The sequence below is a fragment of the Nocardia sp. NBC_01730 genome (assembly GCF_035920445.1).
Taxonomy (GTDB): domain Bacteria; phylum Actinomycetota; class Actinomycetes; order Mycobacteriales; family Mycobacteriaceae; genus Nocardia.
Window position 1 is genome coordinate 8109083 of record NZ_CP109162.1, and the last position, 15586, is coordinate 8124668.

Annotated in this window: 13 protein-coding genes and 1 pseudogene; 9 read left to right on the forward strand and 5 right to left on the reverse strand. The window is 66.4% G+C overall.

All coding sequences use genetic code 11. The annotated features are described in order from the left end of the window. Window positions 1-255 precede the first annotated feature (255 nt). The 3 genes from hsaA to OHB12_RS33370 are packed head-to-tail and all read left to right on the forward strand — an operon-like array spanning window position 256 to window position 8281. Window positions 256-1395 (forward strand): 3-hydroxy-9,10-secoandrosta-1,3,5(10)-triene-9,17-dione monooxygenase oxygenase subunit, encoded by a 1140-nt coding sequence (hsaA, locus tag OHB12_RS33360; protein WP_327114079.1) that lies wholly within the window; start codon window positions 256-258, stop codon window positions 1393-1395. A 2-nt stretch (window positions 1396-1397) separates the two neighbouring features. After that, entirely contained in the window at window positions 1398-2531 is a 1134-nt protein-coding gene (locus OHB12_RS33365) for a 3-oxoacyl-[acyl-carrier-protein] synthase III C-terminal domain-containing protein (RefSeq protein ID WP_327121707.1), read from the forward strand. After that, entirely contained in the window at window positions 2531-8281 is a 5751-nt protein-coding gene (locus tag OHB12_RS33370) for a polyketide synthase (protein ID WP_327114081.1), read from the forward strand. The genes OHB12_RS33365 and OHB12_RS33370 overlap by 1 nt, the downstream gene beginning before the upstream one ends. A 13-nt stretch (window positions 8282-8294) precedes the next feature. On the opposite strand, the gene OHB12_RS33375 is transcribed toward OHB12_RS33370, so the two are convergent. Next, window positions 8295-8756 carry a DUF5994 family protein gene (locus tag OHB12_RS33375; RefSeq protein WP_327114083.1) on the reverse strand — a complete coding sequence of 154 codons (462 nt, stop codon included), beginning with the start codon at window positions 8754-8756 and terminating at the stop codon, window positions 8295-8297. Between the two features lie 263 nt (window positions 8757-9019). Here OHB12_RS33375 and OHB12_RS33380 point away from each other — a divergent pair, with 263 nt between their 5' ends. After that, window positions 9020-9730, forward strand: coding sequence for a TetR/AcrR family transcriptional regulator C-terminal domain-containing protein (locus OHB12_RS33380; RefSeq protein ID WP_327114085.1), 711 nt, complete (start codon window positions 9020-9022; stop codon window positions 9728-9730). 13 nt (window positions 9731-9743) lie between these two features. Here OHB12_RS33380 and OHB12_RS33385 read toward each other — a convergent pair whose 3' ends face one another. Next, window positions 9744-10247, reverse strand: coding sequence for a DUF5994 family protein (locus OHB12_RS33385; RefSeq protein ID WP_327114087.1), 504 nt, complete (start codon window positions 10245-10247; stop codon window positions 9744-9746). After that, window positions 10244-10900, reverse strand: coding sequence for a TetR/AcrR family transcriptional regulator C-terminal domain-containing protein (locus OHB12_RS33390; protein WP_327121709.1), 657 nt, complete (start codon window positions 10898-10900; stop codon window positions 10244-10246). The genes OHB12_RS33385 and OHB12_RS33390 overlap by 4 nt, the downstream gene beginning before the upstream one ends. Before the next feature lie 250 nt (window positions 10901-11150). Between OHB12_RS33390 and OHB12_RS33395 the strand changes: the two genes are divergently transcribed. The 3 genes from OHB12_RS33395 to OHB12_RS33405 all read left to right on the forward strand — a co-directional run bounded on the left by OHB12_RS33395 (window position 11151) and on the right by OHB12_RS33405 (window position 13246). Then, window positions 11151-11324 (forward strand): hypothetical protein, encoded by a 174-nt coding sequence (locus OHB12_RS33395; protein WP_327114089.1) that lies wholly within the window; start codon window positions 11151-11153, stop codon window positions 11322-11324. An 84-nt stretch (window positions 11325-11408) separates the two neighbouring features. Then, complete coding sequence (locus OHB12_RS33400) at window positions 11409-12716, forward strand: fatty acid desaturase family protein (protein ID WP_327114091.1); 1308 nt, start codon at window positions 11409-11411, stop codon at window positions 12714-12716. Continuing rightward, entirely contained in the window at window positions 12713-13246 is a 534-nt protein-coding gene (locus OHB12_RS33405) for a DUF5994 family protein (protein ID WP_327114093.1), read from the forward strand. Before OHB12_RS33400 ends, OHB12_RS33405 begins: the two co-directional genes overlap by 4 nt. A gap of 95 nt (window positions 13247-13341) precedes the next feature. On the opposite strand, the pseudogene OHB12_RS36550 reads toward OHB12_RS33405, so the two are convergent. Beyond that, window positions 13342-13449, reverse strand: a pseudogene (locus tag OHB12_RS36550) (AraC family transcriptional regulator); the annotation flags it as partial. Next, window positions 13442-14416 (reverse strand): GlxA family transcriptional regulator, encoded by a 975-nt coding sequence (locus OHB12_RS33410; RefSeq protein ID WP_327114095.1) that lies wholly within the window; start codon window positions 14414-14416, stop codon window positions 13442-13444. The gene OHB12_RS33410 and the pseudogene OHB12_RS36550, both read right to left, overlap by 8 nt. Window positions 14417-14566: 150 nt before the next feature. Here OHB12_RS33410 and OHB12_RS33415 point away from each other — a divergent pair, with 150 nt between their 5' ends. Together OHB12_RS33415 and OHB12_RS33420 are read left to right on the forward strand one after the other, a co-directional pair. Then, a complete protein-coding gene (locus OHB12_RS33415) occupies window positions 14567-14992 on the forward strand; it encodes a VOC family protein (RefSeq protein WP_327114096.1) in 426 nt (141 codons plus the stop codon). Between the two features lie 115 nt (window positions 14993-15107). Next, window positions 15108-15581 carry a hypothetical protein gene (locus tag OHB12_RS33420; RefSeq protein WP_327114097.1) on the forward strand — a complete coding sequence of 158 codons (474 nt, stop codon included), beginning with the start codon at window positions 15108-15110 and terminating at the stop codon, window positions 15579-15581. Window positions 15582-15586: the final 5 nt, after the last annotated feature.

The following is a 15586-nucleotide window of genomic DNA, read 5'->3' on the forward strand; positions in this document are numbered from 1 at the left end:
TTCCCGGTGGAACCGACTCCCGCAACGCGAAACGTAGACCTCGATGACGTTGCGCGGCGGAGAAGCCGAGCGAGCGGACAACGTAGTTCCTTCGCTACATCTTGCGTCACACCAGGCTTGGTCAGCGCCCTTGGGCTCGCTATGGCAAGATCCGTCAGTGGACATGTCTATCGGAGTGGAATTCCCTGCTCACGAAGGTGTTCCACGCTTCGTTGAAATCAGCCGCATGGCCGATCAGACTCATCAGGAACGGCTATGACCAATGGCAAGTTGCTCGAGCGAGTGCGGGACCTCGTCCCGAACATCAGGGAACGGGCTGCGAATACCGAGCGGCAGCGGCGGGTGCCGGAGCACACGGTCCGCGAACTGACCGACGCGGGCGTTTTCCGGATGTTGCAGCCCCGCCGTTTCGGTGGCGACGAGTCATCGCCGGTGGACTTCTTCGAAGTTATCCGCGCTATCGCGGCGGCGTGCCCGTCGACAGGGTGGGTCGCCTCGGTTTTCGGTACGCACGCATGGCAGCTGGCACTGTTCCCGCTGGAAGCCCAGCATGACGTCTGGAGCCATAACCCCGACGCCTTGGTGTCGACGTCCTATGTGCCTGCGGGAACGTCGACACCTGTCGACGGCGGCTTCGAATTGTCCGGCCGATGGGGGTTCTCGTCCGGCTGTGATCACGCCGACTGGGTCATGGTGGGTGCGTTGGCGCCTGGTGCCGACGGTGCACCGGGTGTCCATCTGACGTTGCTGGTGCCCCGCGGCGACTATCGGATCGACGACGTGTGGCATGCGGTGGGTCTGTCGGGAACGGGCAGCCATGACATTGTGATCGACAAGGCGTTCGTGCCCGTCCACCGGACCCACGATGCGGAACTCCACAATGCGGAACTCGGCGTGCCTGCCGATGTCCCCGCGCTGTACCGGCTCCCGTTCACCAGCATCTTGCCGAGTGGCGTCGCCGCGCCGGTCATCGGTGCTGCACAGGGCGCCTACGAGGCGTACCTGGAGCGAATGCGGGAGCGTGCCACCGCCACCGACCCTTTTACTCATGTGCACATCGCCCGCGCCGCGTCGGAGATCGACGCCGCGGTCCTGCAAATGGATCGCAATCTGTCCGAGGAACTGCGCTACGCCGAAGTGGGTGAGGATATTCCGATCGAACTGCGATTGCGTGCCCGCCGCGATCAAGTACGCGGCACCGAGCGCGCGGTGGAAGCGATCGAGCTGCTCTTCAGGATTTCCGGTGGCCGGGGGGCACGCACGCCCAATGTGGTGGAACGCCATTGGCGCGATGCGCACGCGGGGAGTCTGCATCTTGCCAATGCCGCCGAGCGGGCATTGGCGAACTTCGGCCGAGGCGAACTCGAGCTGCCGGTGGAAGATCGGATCCTGTGAGCATGGCCACCGCCACAATTGATCCCCACCTCATCGGGATCGCCACCGAACTTCCCCGTTCCGTGCATTCGACCGAGGAATTGCTCGCCGCGGGCCGCGGGCATCTGTCCGACAAGTTGGAGACGATGCTCGGCAGCCTGGGGGTCGAGAAGAGGCACTCCGTCCTCGCCAACTATCCGGACGTTCTCTTTCGAGGCGCCGAACCGGAACGCGGTATCGCCGTGGTCGATCTCGCGGTCAGGGCGGCCCGCAAATGTCTTGCCAGGGCCGATATTCCGGTGGCGACGATCGGTCTGGTGCTCGGTGTGTCGAGCAGCCCAGGCCGACTGGTGCCGAGCCTGGTGTGCGACATGTTTGCGCGGATGCCGGAACTGCCCAGGACCGCGCACAACCTGAGTATTGAGTACATGGGTTGCTCGGCGATGGCGAAGGCCGTCGACACGGCGCGGTGGTATCTGACGTGCAACCCCGGAAAGCGGGTCCTGGTCTGCTTCGCGGAAGCCACCACGCCACTGTCACCGCCGCTCCCCGGCTTCTACTCGCATTTCTCTGAGGTAGGCCTCGACGAGCGTCAGGACACCGTGAACGTGATGCACGGCTTTCTGTTCGCGGACGCGGCCGTGGCGATGGTGCTGGGCGCGGAAGGGGATGGACCGTCGTTCGGTCCGGTGGCGAACCTGACGAACGACCTCCCTGAGGACGCCGAACTCGGCACCGTCCCGGACGGCGGCTCGGATATCCCCGTGGTGGACGGGCGCCGGGCGTACACCCTGAGTCCTCTCGTCACGCCGCGTGGAGCTTTCTATGCCAGGGAGACCGTGCGGATGGCGCTGAAGGAAGAGTCCTGCGAACTGGCATCGCCGGCTGATGCCTCGGTGCTGCTCATGCACACCGGCAGCGTGCGCATCCTGAACGCGTTGTGCAAGGGGTTCGGCGTCGACCCTGACGATGAGGTGGTCGTCTCGTCGTATCGGGTGCTGCGCGACTACGGCAACACCCTCGGATGCTCGGTTCCCTTGATGCTGGCGGAGCCGGTGTACCGCCCGGCCGGGCAGGGAATTCTCGTGGCGTTCGGGTTGAGCTTCGGCTGCGGCGTATTCACGATGACGGTCCCCGAAGGCGGATGGGCTCCGTAGTGCATCCGCGGTACACACTTCCTTCGCTGTTCAACGCCGCCGCCGAGGCCGCGGGTGCGGAACCGGCGGTGTTCGCCGACGGCGGATACCGGTCCTGGGCGCGATGGCGTGCGGAGGCGGACGCGCTGGCCCGCGGGCTGCAGGACCTGGGAATCGGGAAGGGCGATGTGGTCGCCGTACACCTGCCCAACTGCTGGGAGTTCCTGACCGTTCATATCGCTGTCGCGGCTGCGGGCGCGGTGATGCTTCCGCTGCACATGGGCCTCGGGGTGCACGAGCTGCGTTCGCTCCTCGCCCGGACGCGGGCCGTCACGGTGGTCGTCACGGCGGACCGTCGGCGCGAACTCATGCCAGAACTTCGCGGGGAATTCCTTGCACTGAGAAACGTGCTGGTGGTCGGGGACGTCGATGACCCGTCGAGCAACGCGCTGTCGCTCGAGGACATCGTGCTGCGGTGGGCGGGGACCGCGCCCCTGCCGACAGATGTGGCGTCCACCGACCCCCTCGTGCTTCTCCCGTCGTCCGGCACGACCTCGCTGCGCCAGAAAATCTGCGTGCACACCCACCACGGCCTCATATCGAACGCCGTCACGGTCGCTGCCGACGCCGGAGCCCGTGGTACCGATACGATCCTCAGCGGCAGCCTTTTCACGCACCTTTTCGGCCTTCTTTCGGTCCACCTCAGCCTGGTGACCCGAGGCCGCCAGGCGTTGCTGAGCAGCTGGGACGTGGGGGAGTTCCTCCGGCTGGCACAGATCAGCGAGGCGACGGTGCTGTTCGCGGTGCCTGCCCAGATCCGTGATGTCGTGGCCAGGCTCGGTTCGTCCGCCGACACCGGTGCAGTCCGGCTGCGCGAGGTCCGGGCCAGCGGCGCAGCCGTACCCGCCACGCTCATCGAAGACGCCCGCCGACTGCTCGGGGCGCAAGTGATCGCCCAATGGGGCATGTCCGAGCTGGGTGCGGGCCTGTTCACCCGGCCGGGCGATCCGCTGGAAGCGGCGACCAGCAGCGTCGGCCGCCCGATCTCCGGCGGTGCGGTGCGGGTGGTCGCCGAGGACGGTAGCCCGTGTGCTCCTGGTGCGACCGGCCGACTCCAGTTCCGCAGCCCTTTTCTCTTCGCAGAGTATTTCGAGGACCCCGAGCTGACCAGGACCGCGCTGACCGCGGACGGCTGGCTGCGGACCGGTGACCGCGCCAGTATGAACGACGACGGCACAGTAACTTTCCGAGGCCGGGACGTCGAGGTCATCAATGTCGGCGGCGTGAAATTCAGCGCGCCGGAGATCGAGACGCTACTCGACGACATGGCGGGACTGGGCCTGATCGCCGTCGTCGGCCGCCCGGACGATCGTCTGGGCGAGTATCCATGTCTGGTCGTCACCCTGCGTGAGAGCGCCTCGGTCACCCTGGACGACGTTGCCGGACATCTGGCAGCCAAGGGCGTGGCGGAGTACAAGTTCCCGGTCGAGCTGGTCGTGCTCGACAAGATGCCGTGCACGCCGACCGGCAAGATCGCGCGAAGTCAGCTTGTCGCGATGCTGGACCGCGGTGGCGCGCGCACGCAGTCGCCGTGGGCGCAGCGGCTGCGGGCGTTGCCACCGTCCGAACGGCTGCGGCACGCTCTGGACCTGGTGCGCGAACAGGTCCGCGCGGTGCTCGAGGCACCGAAGCCGATCGGGCCGGACCAGGTGTTCACCGATTACGGCCTGAAGTCACTCACCGCGGTCCGGTTATGCGCCGTTTTGGCCGAGACCACGGGCTTCGATCTGCCGACGACCATCGCCTACGACCTGCCGACGCCGAATCTGCTCGCCCGCCACCTCTGTGCCCTTCTCGGTGCAGGCCCGACCCCGGACCCGCTCGACCTGGCTACGCCGAACCGGCCACGACCGGCCGAGGACGACCCGGTGGTCGTCGTGGGCATGGGATGTCGGTTGCCGGGCGGCGTCGCGTCTCCCGCCGAGTTCTGGGACCTGCTCGCGGACGGTCGGGAGACGATCGGTGACTTCCCCACCGATCGTGGCTGGGAGGTCGACCCGGACGCCACGTATGCGCGGCGCGGAAGTTTCCTGGACGCCGCCTGGTTCGATCCCGCCTTCTTCGGGATCTCGCCGCGCGAAGCCGTCACCATGGATCCCCAGCAGCGGCTCCTGCTGGAAACCGCGTGGGAGGCGCTCGAGCACGCCCGGATCGACCCGGTCTCGCTGCGCGGCAGCGACACGGGGGTCTTCGTCGGCATCATGGCGTCGGATTACGTGCCGCGTACGTATGAGACGGTCAAGAATTCCGACATCGGCGCCATGACCGGTAATGCCGGTGGTGTGGCGTCCGGCCGGATCTCCTATGTGCTAGGGCTGCACGGCCCGGCTCTCACCGTGGACACCGCGTGCTCGTCTTCTCTTGTGGCGCTGCATCTTGCGGCCCGATCGCTGCGTGACGGGGAATGCTCACTGGCGATGGTCGGGGGTGCGACCGTGCTGTCCACACCTGCCGCCTTCGTGGAATTCGCCCAGCAGAACGGTCTCGCGGCCGACGGTAGATGCAAGCCCTTCGCCGCCGGGGCCGACGGGACGGGCTGGGGAGAAGCGGTCGGCGTGCTCGTGCTCGAGCGTCTCTCCGCTGCGCGCCGCGCTGGCCATCGCGTGCTCGGCGTCATTCGCGGGTCGGCCGTCAACTCCGACGGCACCTCGAATGGGCTGACCGCGCCGAATGGTCCTGCGCAGCAGCGGGTGATCCGGCAGGCGCTGGCCGATGCCGGGCTCGAGCCGTCCGAGGTGGACGCGGTCGAGGCGCACGGCACGGGGACGACACTCGGCGACCCGATCGAAGCGAACGCGATCCTGGCGACTTATGGGCGCGACCGTGGACAGCCGCTTTTGCTCGGGTCGCTGAAATCGAACCTGGGGCATTCGCAGGCCGCCGCGGGGATCGTCGGGACGATCAAGATGCTCATGGCGATACGGCATGGTTCGGTGCCCAAGACGTTGCACGTGGACGAGCCGTCCCCACATGTGGTCTGGGCCGCGGGAGCGGTACGCCTGGCCGCCGACGCGGTGCCGTGGCCGGAGACCGGACGACCGCGCCGCGCGGGCGTCTCCGCATTTGGGATCAGCGGCACGAACGCACACGTCATCATCGAACAGGCCCCCACCGGAAAAGACACAGCAGAGGCAGCCGCTGTACCACGCACGTCGGTGCCGGTGGTGCCGCTGGTCTTCTCGGCAGCGACGAAACAGGCCGTGGCCGCTCAGGCGGAACGATTGGATTCCCTCTTCAGCGAGGGTGCCACGCCCACGGACGTGGGCTACTCACTGGCCAGCACCCGCGCGAGGCTCGAACATCGAGCGGTCGTGTTCGATCGGGACGACCTGGCAGCGCTGGCGTCGTGGACGCCGAGTGGTGCGGTGACAGGTCGCGCCGATCTCCACGGCCGTATCGTGTTCGTCTTCCCGGGGCACGGCGCGCAGTGGGCGGGGATGGGGGTCGAGCTGATCGCTTCGTCCCCGGTCTTCGCCGACGCGATGGCCGAGTGTGAGAAGGCGCTGAGCGAGTTCGTCGACTGGTCTCTGACCGAGGTCATCGCGGACGAATCCGCCTTGCGCCGAACCGAAGTCGTTCAGCCCGTGCTGTTCGCGGTGACGGTCTCGCTAGCGCGGCTGTGGCAGCGGCACGGGGTCGTGCCGGACGCGGTCATCGGCCACTCTTTCGGCGAGATCGCCGCCGCGCACGTCGCTGGCGTGCTCTCGCTGCGCGACGCCGTCCGGGCCATCGTCTGCCGTGGCGCGCTGTGTGCGGGTCTCAGCGGTCGGATGTTGTCCATCGAATCGGACGCGGAAGACGTCGAGCAACGGATCTCCGGCCACCCCGGCGTGAGCATCGCCGCGCGCAACGGTCCGTCCACGACCGTCGTGGCGGGCGACGTCGACGCCGTCACCGCGCTGGCGGCGGACTACCGGGACCTCGGCGTGCCGACCCACGTCGTGCAGATCGGCTTCGCGTCGCACTCGGTGCATGTCGAGCCTCTCCGCGACCGCCTGCCGGCAGACCTGTCCGATCTGCGCCCGCAGCCCGCCCGCATTCCCTGGTACTCGACAGTCACCGGCGAACTGATGGCGGGTCCCGAGGCAGGCGCCCGCTATTGGTATGACAATCTGCGGCAGCCTGTTTCGTTCGCGTCGACGGTGACTACTGTGGCGGCGGCGGGGTTCGGCTATTTCATCGAGGTCGGCCCCCATCCGGTGCTCACCACAGCGATCGGTGCGACGGTGGGTGAAGCCGGTTTGGCCGTGGGAACCTTGCGGCGTGGCCAGGGTGGCATCGGCCAGTTCGCGGTTTCGCTGGCCAAGGCGTACGTCCGGGGGCTGCCGGTCGACTGGGCGAGGTTCTTCGACGGCTCCCGAGCCGACCAGGTCGACCTGCCCACCTACCCGTTCCAGCGCAGCCATTACTGGCTCGGTCGAACGAAAACGAAGCAGCCGGCCAGACCCGGTCGGCATGACGTCACGCGAGACGCGGCCGGACGGCAGTCCGCCGATGACCGTGCACTGGTCGACACCGGTACCGTGCCGGTGAGAGCGACCGCTGCCGCCGCACCATCGGACGCTTTTCGCGGTCAGCTCACCGGGCGCGACAAGGCCGAGCAGGTTCGGCTCATCGAGGACCTGATACGTGCCCGCGCCGCTGCTTTGCTGGGCCATCGCGATCCGTCCGCGGTGGCGCCGGATCACAAATTCCTGGAAATCGGCTTCGACTCGCTGACCGTGACGGAGCTGCAAGACACGCTCAACCAGGTCATCGGCCTCCGGTTGCCGCCCATCACCGTATTCGAGGCCGAGACTCCCGCGGCACTGGCAAGGCGAGTGTTCGATGAGCTGATCGAACAGCCGAGTGTTCCCGAGCCGGAGCCTATCGCGCCACTACCGCGGTACGACGAGTCCGTCCGGACTGTTATCCAGCACGCGGTCACGATGGGTAACCCGGATGCGGCCTTCGGCCTGATGCGTGCGGTGGCGGACCTTCGGCCATCGTTCGGCGCGGTCGCCGATCTCGGCTCCTTTCCCGCACCGACGATTCTGGCCGATGGACCGCGACGCACGCGGCTCATCGCCGTGAGCTCGCCGATGGCGAACGGTGGTGTTCACCAGCATGCGAGGCTCGCCGCACATTTCCAGGGCGTGATGCGTGTCTCGGCGGTGCCCCTACTCGGGTTCGTCTCGGAAGAGAAGCTTCCGGCGTCCGCCGAGGCCGCGGTCGCCGCGGTGGCCGAAAGCGTGCACCGGGCCGCTGCGGGCGAGCCGTTCGTACTGCTCGGATATTCTTCGGGCGGTGCGCTGGCGTATGCCGCGGCCCGCCACCTGGAAAAAGTTCAGCAGACCGGGCCGTCCGCGGTGATCATGATCGACACTTTCCGGATCGATGACCCCACGGTGCCGACCGAGACGATCCTGCGCGAGATGTTCGCGGATTCCCATGGTTTCGGCGGAATCACCGGCGACCGGCTCTCCGCGATGGGCCGCTGGCTCGCGACGATGTCCGGCATGGAATTCACTCCGCTCGGTGTGCCGGTGCTGTTCGTTCAGGCCTCGGAACCGGTCGTGCCGGGTGCGGGTGACCCGGCCCGCTGGCTGGCGAAGCCCTTCGAACGGACACATGATCTCCGGACCGTGCGATCGAACCATTTCGGCCTGGTGGGGCCGGATTCGGCGCAGACGGCCCAGGTCATCCGCGAATGGCTCGATGAGCGATTGTGACGTCGGCCGCTGCTCATCCGGAGGTGGCTGGTTCCCGACCGACAGCGGCCATCAGGGCCGAATGCGCGGGTTCGTCTTCGGTCGCCGATGGGATCACCCGCAGCACGATCAAGTCGCTGTCGCTGCCGAAGACATACATCGTGTTCCAGAGCTGAAATGGGTAGGCGTCGAGTCGGATCGCGCGATCGCCGACGGTCAACTGCCGGGGTGCCGACGACCAGCCCGCGGGGTCGTAGACGACTCGCCAGATGGGTCCCAGCCGAACTGCCAGTACCGCCAGTAGGTCTGGTAGTTCGGCGGTGAGGTCGCCGGATCGGGGCCACCATGCGCCGTCGATGTATCCGCCGCGTTCGGTTTTCGCTTTGAGCCTCAGTCGAGGCGTGTACTCGGGCGGAACTCGATGTCGGGCGGACTGCGGGCGAAGAGGCGCCGACGCCACGACGATGCGGTTGTTCTGGCTGCTGCGAAATCGCATGTCAGTCCTTTCTCGAAGGTTGGGAAGAGGCCGGTCGGTAGTGACGGCAGGCCGCGGACCAGGCGCTGGTGCCTGCGAGGATGAGCACCGAACCGATGACCACGACGATGACGTGGTAGCCGAATACGGCGAAATTATCGGTCCGGTGTGGGTGCCGCCGATCTCTGTCATTCTCCAGTAGACGCCGCTCGCATCGGCATGTCAACGTTGTAGGGCTACACTGCCTATCTACATGCTTCCACAGGGATGGAGACAGTTCCGCCATGGCCAAACCGCCGATCGACCGCGCGCATGTCAGAACCGGAACCCACCGCAGGGGCGACAATCCGGTCACCAGGGCCGCGGTCTTGGCCGCGGCACTGGAGATCGTCGATCGTGACGGGGTCGACGGGTTGTCGATGCGGCGGCTGGCCGACGCGGTGGGTCGGGATCCGATGGTGATCTATCGGCATGTGCCGAACAAGGCCGCTGTGCTCGACGGTGTCGCGGAGATCGTGTTCGCGCAGTTGTCGGTGGATGCGACCGATGCGGACTGGGCTGGACAGTTGAGGGTTGTCGCGCGCGATTTCCGCAGGCTGGCACTGACCCATCCGAAGGTGGTGCCATTGTTGGTGACTCGGCCGTTGTCGACGCCTTTGGGGCTGCGGCCACGGTCTGTGGTTCGGCCGTTGGAAGACACTCTCGCGCTACTGACTCGCGCCGGCTTCTCCGGAGTTGACGCGCTGCACATCTATCGCGCGCTGTTCGGGTTCCTCTACGGACACATCCTCAACGAGTTGCAGGAAATCGTGGAGAAGCCCGAAGAGACCGACGAAGTGCTGCGCCTGGGTCTGCACCGGCTGCCGATCGGCGAATTCCCCCTGCTCCGCGAACTCGCACCGGTGCTGGCCGACTACGACGGCGTCGCCGAACTGGAACGCGGTCTCGACATCCTGCTCACCGGATTCGCCTCCACACTGCTCGGCCGCCGCTGATGACCGTACCGGCTCAGCGTGCTCCGGCTCCGCCTTCGGAATCCCAACGCTGTTGTGCGCCAAAGGTTTCGATGTCGTCGACTCCCAGCGGATCGCCGATGGTCGGTGCGCCGTGTGGGTCGGCCATATCCATCATGCTCGTGCGCGCAGAGTCGGCATCGGTGCGCGGGCGACTCACCAGCAAGGTAATTCTGGTGCCGCCGACCCCGAGGATGTCGAGGGTGCGGGACGGCTTGTGCCGGTAGCCGTCGAGTCGCACCCGACGTCCGGCATTCTGGAGTTTCCTTGGCGCGGTGTCCCATTCGTCGAGGTGGTAGACCACCCGATGGATGGGACCGAGTCGATTCCCGAGCGCTGCGAGCAGGCCCGGCAGCTCGGCGCTCAGGTCATGGCTGTACGGCCACCAAGTCCCGTCGGTGGACGTGTTTCCGATCGTTCTGGGCGCGAGCAGCAGAGTCGGCCGCCGTATGGGCGCCGGTCGCCGACCGGCATCGGTTGCGGTCTGCTGTGGCGTCATGGTCGCCGCTCCCGTCTCGGCCGCATAACGGCCGGTGTCATGGTCTTGCCGAGTCCGGCGATCAGGATGTCGAGGCCGCGTTCCAGTTCGGCGGCGCCGTCGTAGGCGGCCAGCGCCGGTGCCAGGTCGCGCAGCAGGGGGAATTCGGCGATCGGCAGCCGGTGTAGTCCCAGACGCAGCAGGTCGGTTGCTTCTTCTGGGCATTCGACGATTTCCTGCAACTCGTTGAGGATGTGTCCGTAGAGGAATCCGAACAGAGCCCGGTAGATATGCAGGGCGTCGGCGTTGTCGAAGTCGGCGTGGGTGAGCAGATCCAGGATGTGTTCCAGTGGTCTCAGGGTGCCCAGCGGCCGCAATCCGAGCGGGGTGGCGAGCGGGTGGGTGACCAGCAGCGGCACCATGTTCGGGTGGGCCACTGCCAGCTTGCGGAAGTCGCGCGCGACGATCCGTAGTTGGTGGCGCCAGTCGGGATCGGTGGTGTCGACCGTCAGTTGCGCGAGCACGATCTCGGCGACTCCATCGAGGAGTGCGGCCTTGTTGGCGGCGTGCCGGTAGAGCGCCATCGGGTCACGACCGAGCTCCTGGCCCAGACGTCGCATCGACAGTCGAGCGACACTGTCGCGGTCGATCATCTCGAGTGCGGCGGCCAGCATCGCGGCCCGCGTCAGAGGGGTGTTCCGGTTGCGCTCACGGTCGGCGCGATGGTCCGGAAGGTCTGTGTAGTCGGTTGGTCTGGCTCTGATTCGATCCATCGAATCCATCGCCTCACGAGTTCGGTGCAGCCTTTGTCAACAAGTCAACACTACACTGTAGACATACGATGTATCTAGGTCATATGCTGTGGCTATACCGCTTCGTTCCGGCAGATCAGTCGCAGGAACGCGCGGAGGTGGGATTACGCCGATGACCATCGAGAACAAGATCGCGCACTGGTTGCGGGCAGTGTGGGCGAGTGCGCAGAAGCTTCTTGCCAGAACCGACGAAGACAGCCGTCGCCGCACCGACAGTGGCGGCAGGCCGGCTCATGGCACCCTCGAGCAAGCCATAGGCAAGCTGCGAGGTGCGTTTCACCGCTGACCTGTCCCGACACGACCAGCGGCAGCGTCGCCGAATTCATCCGCCGGTCATTCGGCGAACACTCAGGAACTGGGGACATGAAGCATGGCAATCACGCAAGTCGCTGTGTACGCGCATTTGACCGCGGCCGATATCGAGGCGCTCGGGTGTGAGCTCGACGCGATTCGACAGGACATTCTGGATCAGCGCGGTGCGCGGGATGCGACGTACATCCGCCGCACGATCGCGTTTCAGCGGATACTCGACGCCGCCGCGAGGTCGACGATCTGTTTCGGTCGGACCAGGACCAGTTGGCTCCTGGGCACAGCGGGGTTGGCGACGGCGAAGAGCATCGAGAACATGGAACTCGGTCATAACGTCTGCCACGGCCAATGGGACTGGATGAACGATCCGGAAATCCACTCCAGCACGTGGGAGTGGGACATGGCGGGCTTGTCGTCGCAGTGGCGCTTTGCGCACAACTACCGCCACCATGTCTTCACGAACGTTCTCGGGATGGACGAGGACATCGGGTTCGGCGTCATACGCGTGACCCGTGACGAGCGATGGCGCCCAGCACACCTGCTGCAGCCGCTACAGAATCTGTTGCTGGCGGCCACCTTCGAGTGGGGTATCGCGCTGCACGACCTGTACTCCGAACGCGACCGTGCCGCGACACCCGCGCAGAAGTCCGCCCACATCAGGGCGTTGGTCAAGAAGATCGCGCGGCAGGCGGGCAAGGATTATGTGCTGTTCCCCGCGTTCAGCGGGCGACGCTGGCGGCGAACACTTGCCGCGGACGCGAGTGCCAACATCATGCGCAATCTGTGGGCGTATCTGGTGATCTTCTGCGGTCATTTCCCCGATGGCGCGGAGAAGTTCGCACCCACCGTCGTGGAGCACGAAACCAAACCCGAGTGGTACCTGCGGCAGATGCTGGGCACCGCGAATTTCTCCGCGGGTCCACTACTCGCCTTCCTCAGTGGGAACCTCTGCTACCAGATCGAGCACCACCTTTTCCCTGACCTACCCAGCAACCGCTACGCCGAGATCGCCGTTCGAGTGCGGGCACTGTGCGACAAATACGACCTGCCCTACACCTCCGGGTCTCTACTTCGCCAGTACCTGCTGACCCTGCGCACCATTCACAAACTGGCCCTTCCGGACAGTTTCCTGATCGCCACCTCCGACGACGCACCCGAGACCGCGTCGGAACGCAAGTTCGACGGCGTCGAAGCATCCGATACCGACCACCCACTCGGACGAAGCGGGTTGCGTACAGCGCTACGTCGGGCCGGCCGTAGCCGGTACGGTCGACATATCGGCGTCACCTCGCGCGCGCTCATGTCGCGTTATCGCCCGATCCGAATCGAGTCGGCCGATTCGGGGCCGAGACAGGGGCGCCGGCCATGAAGCAATCCAAGGCCCGCGCCGGAATTCGGTCGCACGGCGACCTCGCACCGCGAGTGCAGTTGAAGCCTCCGACATCGAAGACCGGCTACACAACGCCGAAGACCGGCTACGTTGACGGAGCGTGGTGGCCGCATAGTGATGTACTGGTGCGTGAACTTCCGGCGCTACTCGCGGTCCTGGCTGCCCGGATCGGCCCGGTCCATCATGTGGCGTACCCGCTCGGCGAATGGGCGGGAACGCCCAGCGAACTCGTCGTTGCCGGCCGGACGGTGCGATGTGCCGGATATCGATACGGGACTGCTCACACTGTCGAAATGCTCGGTGTGAAGGATTGCAGGCTGGTCCTGCTCGTGGTCCCGCCATACACCGACGCGCACGACGCGTTCGCGATGATGACGTCCGCGTCCGCCACGAATGACGAATCGGCAGTCGACGAACTGCTGATGATCGGCGTACGTGAGCGCAGCGACCGCGCCGAACGAGCCGCCGCCGAGCAACGTTGGGTTTCCGAAGGTGGCGCGGAGCATTGACCGTGAGATCGGTGTGCTGAGGCACGGGTCTCGTTGCCGCGCAGCACTGTCGGTCACCGCGGTATCAGTCGCGTCCGTTCGGCACCTTTGAGCAGGAATTCGCCGGGCCGTACGCCCTTGGCCCGAGCGAAGGCGACGCTGAGGGCGTAGCCGTCGCTGTAGCCGACTCGGCGCGCGATTGCGCCGAGGGTGTCGTCAGTACGAGACGCGGGTTGTCCGGATCTCGGAGATCGACATGCCCCGGCGGCGTCGGAACAGGCTGCGCAGGGTGCCTGCGTTGAGGTAGCCGACCCTGGCCGCGACCGCGTCCACGGTGAGGGAGGTGGTCCGCAGCAGGTGCATTGCCCGCTCCAGTCGGATGTCGTGCACGAATTCGCTGGGAGACATGCCGAGTTCGGCATGGGTGGCGCGCTGCAGGCTTCGTTCGGTGACACCGATCGCCTTGGCGGCGTGTGAAATCCGGAAGTTCTCGGTGAGATGGTCGCGAACCCACCGTTCGAACGCGGCGGTCATCGAATCTCCCCTGGCGACGACCTCCGGAATAATGAACTCGCGCTGCGGTCGCCCGGCGCCGACCGCCAGGTAGCGCATCGCGCGCTCGGCCAGCGCGGGGCTCCTCGCGGCGATCATCGACAGGGCTAGGTCCATGTGCGACAGCGAGGCGCCCGCGGTGATGACGTTACGGCCGCGGCACAGCGTCCGACTCTCGTTCAGCTCGACGAGGGGGTAGCGACGGCGAAAGGCTGGGCCGAGCCACCAACTCGTGGTCGCGGGTGAGCCGTCCAGCACTCCGGCCTCGGCCAGGAAGAACGTTCCGGTGCACGCGCCTGCGAGGTGCACACCCCGGTCCCGCGCCGCGATCAAGCGATCGAGTACGGGGCGACTGGCCCGCGCGGAGACGAGTTCGATCAGCGCCTCGGCGGCCAGCACGTTCACCGCGGGCACGATCATCAGATCGAACTCGTCGCCGAGTTCGTCGAGCGGAATCGTCGGCACGGTGTAGCCGTTGCCCGAGCGTATGTCGGTTTTGAACGACACGGTTCGGACCCGCCACGGCTGCGGCGGGTCGGCGAGTTCGGATCGCACGGCATTTGCGGTGTTGAAGGTCTCCAGGAGGGCGGCGAACCCGAAGTCGGCAACGCCGTCCACGACGAAGACAGCGACGTCCATGTCGGGAACAGTACCGAACATGTCGTTTGCGACACTCCGTTTTGGTTGGAATCTGTCCTACTGTCATCGGACGCGGCTCGCCACCGGCCCCGCGGGCCGGTGCGGCCGACTTGCCCACCGTACCTCTTCACCTGGGGAGCTTGCGTGACCATGATCGATACAACCGGCACTCACCACGTCCGGTTGACGGTGACCGACATCGCTCGATCCCGAGCGTTCTACGGGGATGTCCTCGGATTCCCGATCGCCGCCGAATCTCCGGGCAGCCCCGACGACCCGGTGGTGCGCAATGACCCTATGCAGCTGTTCGGCGGGGTGGTGTTCCAGGCCAACGGGATGTTGCTCGGCCTGCGCCCGGTGGCGCCCGCGACGGATCGTTTCGATGCCGACCGCGTCGGGCTCGACCATCTCAGCTTCACCGTTCCGTCCCGCGACGACCTGGTCGCGGCGGCCGCCCGTCTGGCCGCGGCCGGAATCGAACACGGCGAGATCACCGAAATGGCGGATTTCGGCATCGCGATCTTGGCGTTTTTCGATCCCGACGGCATCCATCTCGAACTCACCTCGCCACTGTGACGGCCCGTCACCGGATGGCGCAGGCCCAAGCATGAACTACCCGGAATAAACGTCCTGATGAAGGCCCTGACGACCGGCCGCGGAATCGGCGTGGTTGTGCCGAGGAGGTAGGCCGATGCTCGTCCAGCGTGCGCAAGAGGGAAAGGCGACCGGTTCGGCGTTGCCGAGCCCGAGCACCCTGCTGTGCGCGCTGGGCGGCCAGCATGTGGACGGACCGGTGAGCCGGTGGGCCCGTGAACTGACCGAGTTGCACGGGCGCAGCCGCCATCAGCGGCGGCCCGGTGTCGACATCGACAGCCGCCGCGCCGAATTGGTCGATCGGATCAATACGTGGGCGACGCTGCACCTGCCGTGCCCAGCGGTGGGCGCACGCCTGCACGACGCGAGCCTGGGCGAGGTGATCGATCGGATCGCGGCCGTGGCGGACCGGGCGTTCCATCTGCTGATGCACGAGGATCCAGGCGGCGACCAGATGCATGCGGAGTGGACCCGGCTGGCCGAACTGGAGATCGCCTACGGAGACTTGGTCGAACAGGTCGGGGACGGTCGCCGTTGTCTGCCGCCGGTTGCTGTCGGCGGCGTCGGCTGAGATCC

What these genes read in the sequence shown, in the direction of transcription:
- OHB12_RS33390 (WP_327121709.1), bottom strand. Translation starts at nt 10,900, where the DNA reads ATGCTGGCCGCCGCACTCGAGATGATCGACCGCGACAGTGTCGCTCGA.
- OHB12_RS33380 (WP_327114085.1), top strand. Translation starts at nt 9,020, where the DNA reads ATGGCCAAACCGCCGATCGACCGCGCGCATGTCAGAACCGGAACCCAC.
- OHB12_RS33365 (WP_327121707.1), top strand. Translation starts at nt 1,398, where the DNA reads ATGGCCACCGCCACAATTGATCCCCACCTCATCGGGATCGCCACCGAA.
- OHB12_RS33385 (WP_327114087.1), bottom strand. Translation starts at nt 10,247, where the DNA reads ATGACGCCACAGCAGACCGCAACCGATGCCGGTCGGCGACCGGCGCCC.
- OHB12_RS33400 (WP_327114091.1), top strand. Translation starts at nt 11,409, where the DNA reads ATGGCAATCACGCAAGTCGCTGTGTACGCGCATTTGACCGCGGCCGAT.
- hsaA (WP_327114079.1), top strand. Translation starts at nt 256, where the DNA reads ATGACCAATGGCAAGTTGCTCGAGCGAGTGCGGGACCTCGTCCCGAAC.
- OHB12_RS33420 (WP_327114097.1), top strand. Translation starts at nt 15,108, where the DNA reads ATGCTCGTCCAGCGTGCGCAAGAGGGAAAGGCGACCGGTTCGGCGTTG.
- OHB12_RS33375 (WP_327114083.1), bottom strand. Translation starts at nt 8,756, where the DNA reads ATGCGATTTCGCAGCAGCCAGAACAACCGCATCGTCGTGGCGTCGGCG.
- OHB12_RS33410 (WP_327114095.1), bottom strand. Translation starts at nt 14,416, where the DNA reads ATGGACGTCGCTGTCTTCGTCGTGGACGGCGTTGCCGACTTCGGGTTC.
- OHB12_RS33415 (WP_327114096.1), top strand. Translation starts at nt 14,567, where the DNA reads ATGATCGATACAACCGGCACTCACCACGTCCGGTTGACGGTGACCGAC.
- OHB12_RS33405 (WP_327114093.1), top strand. Translation starts at nt 12,713, where the DNA reads ATGAAGCAATCCAAGGCCCGCGCCGGAATTCGGTCGCACGGCGACCTC.
- OHB12_RS33395 (WP_327114089.1), top strand. Translation starts at nt 11,151, where the DNA reads ATGACCATCGAGAACAAGATCGCGCACTGGTTGCGGGCAGTGTGGGCG.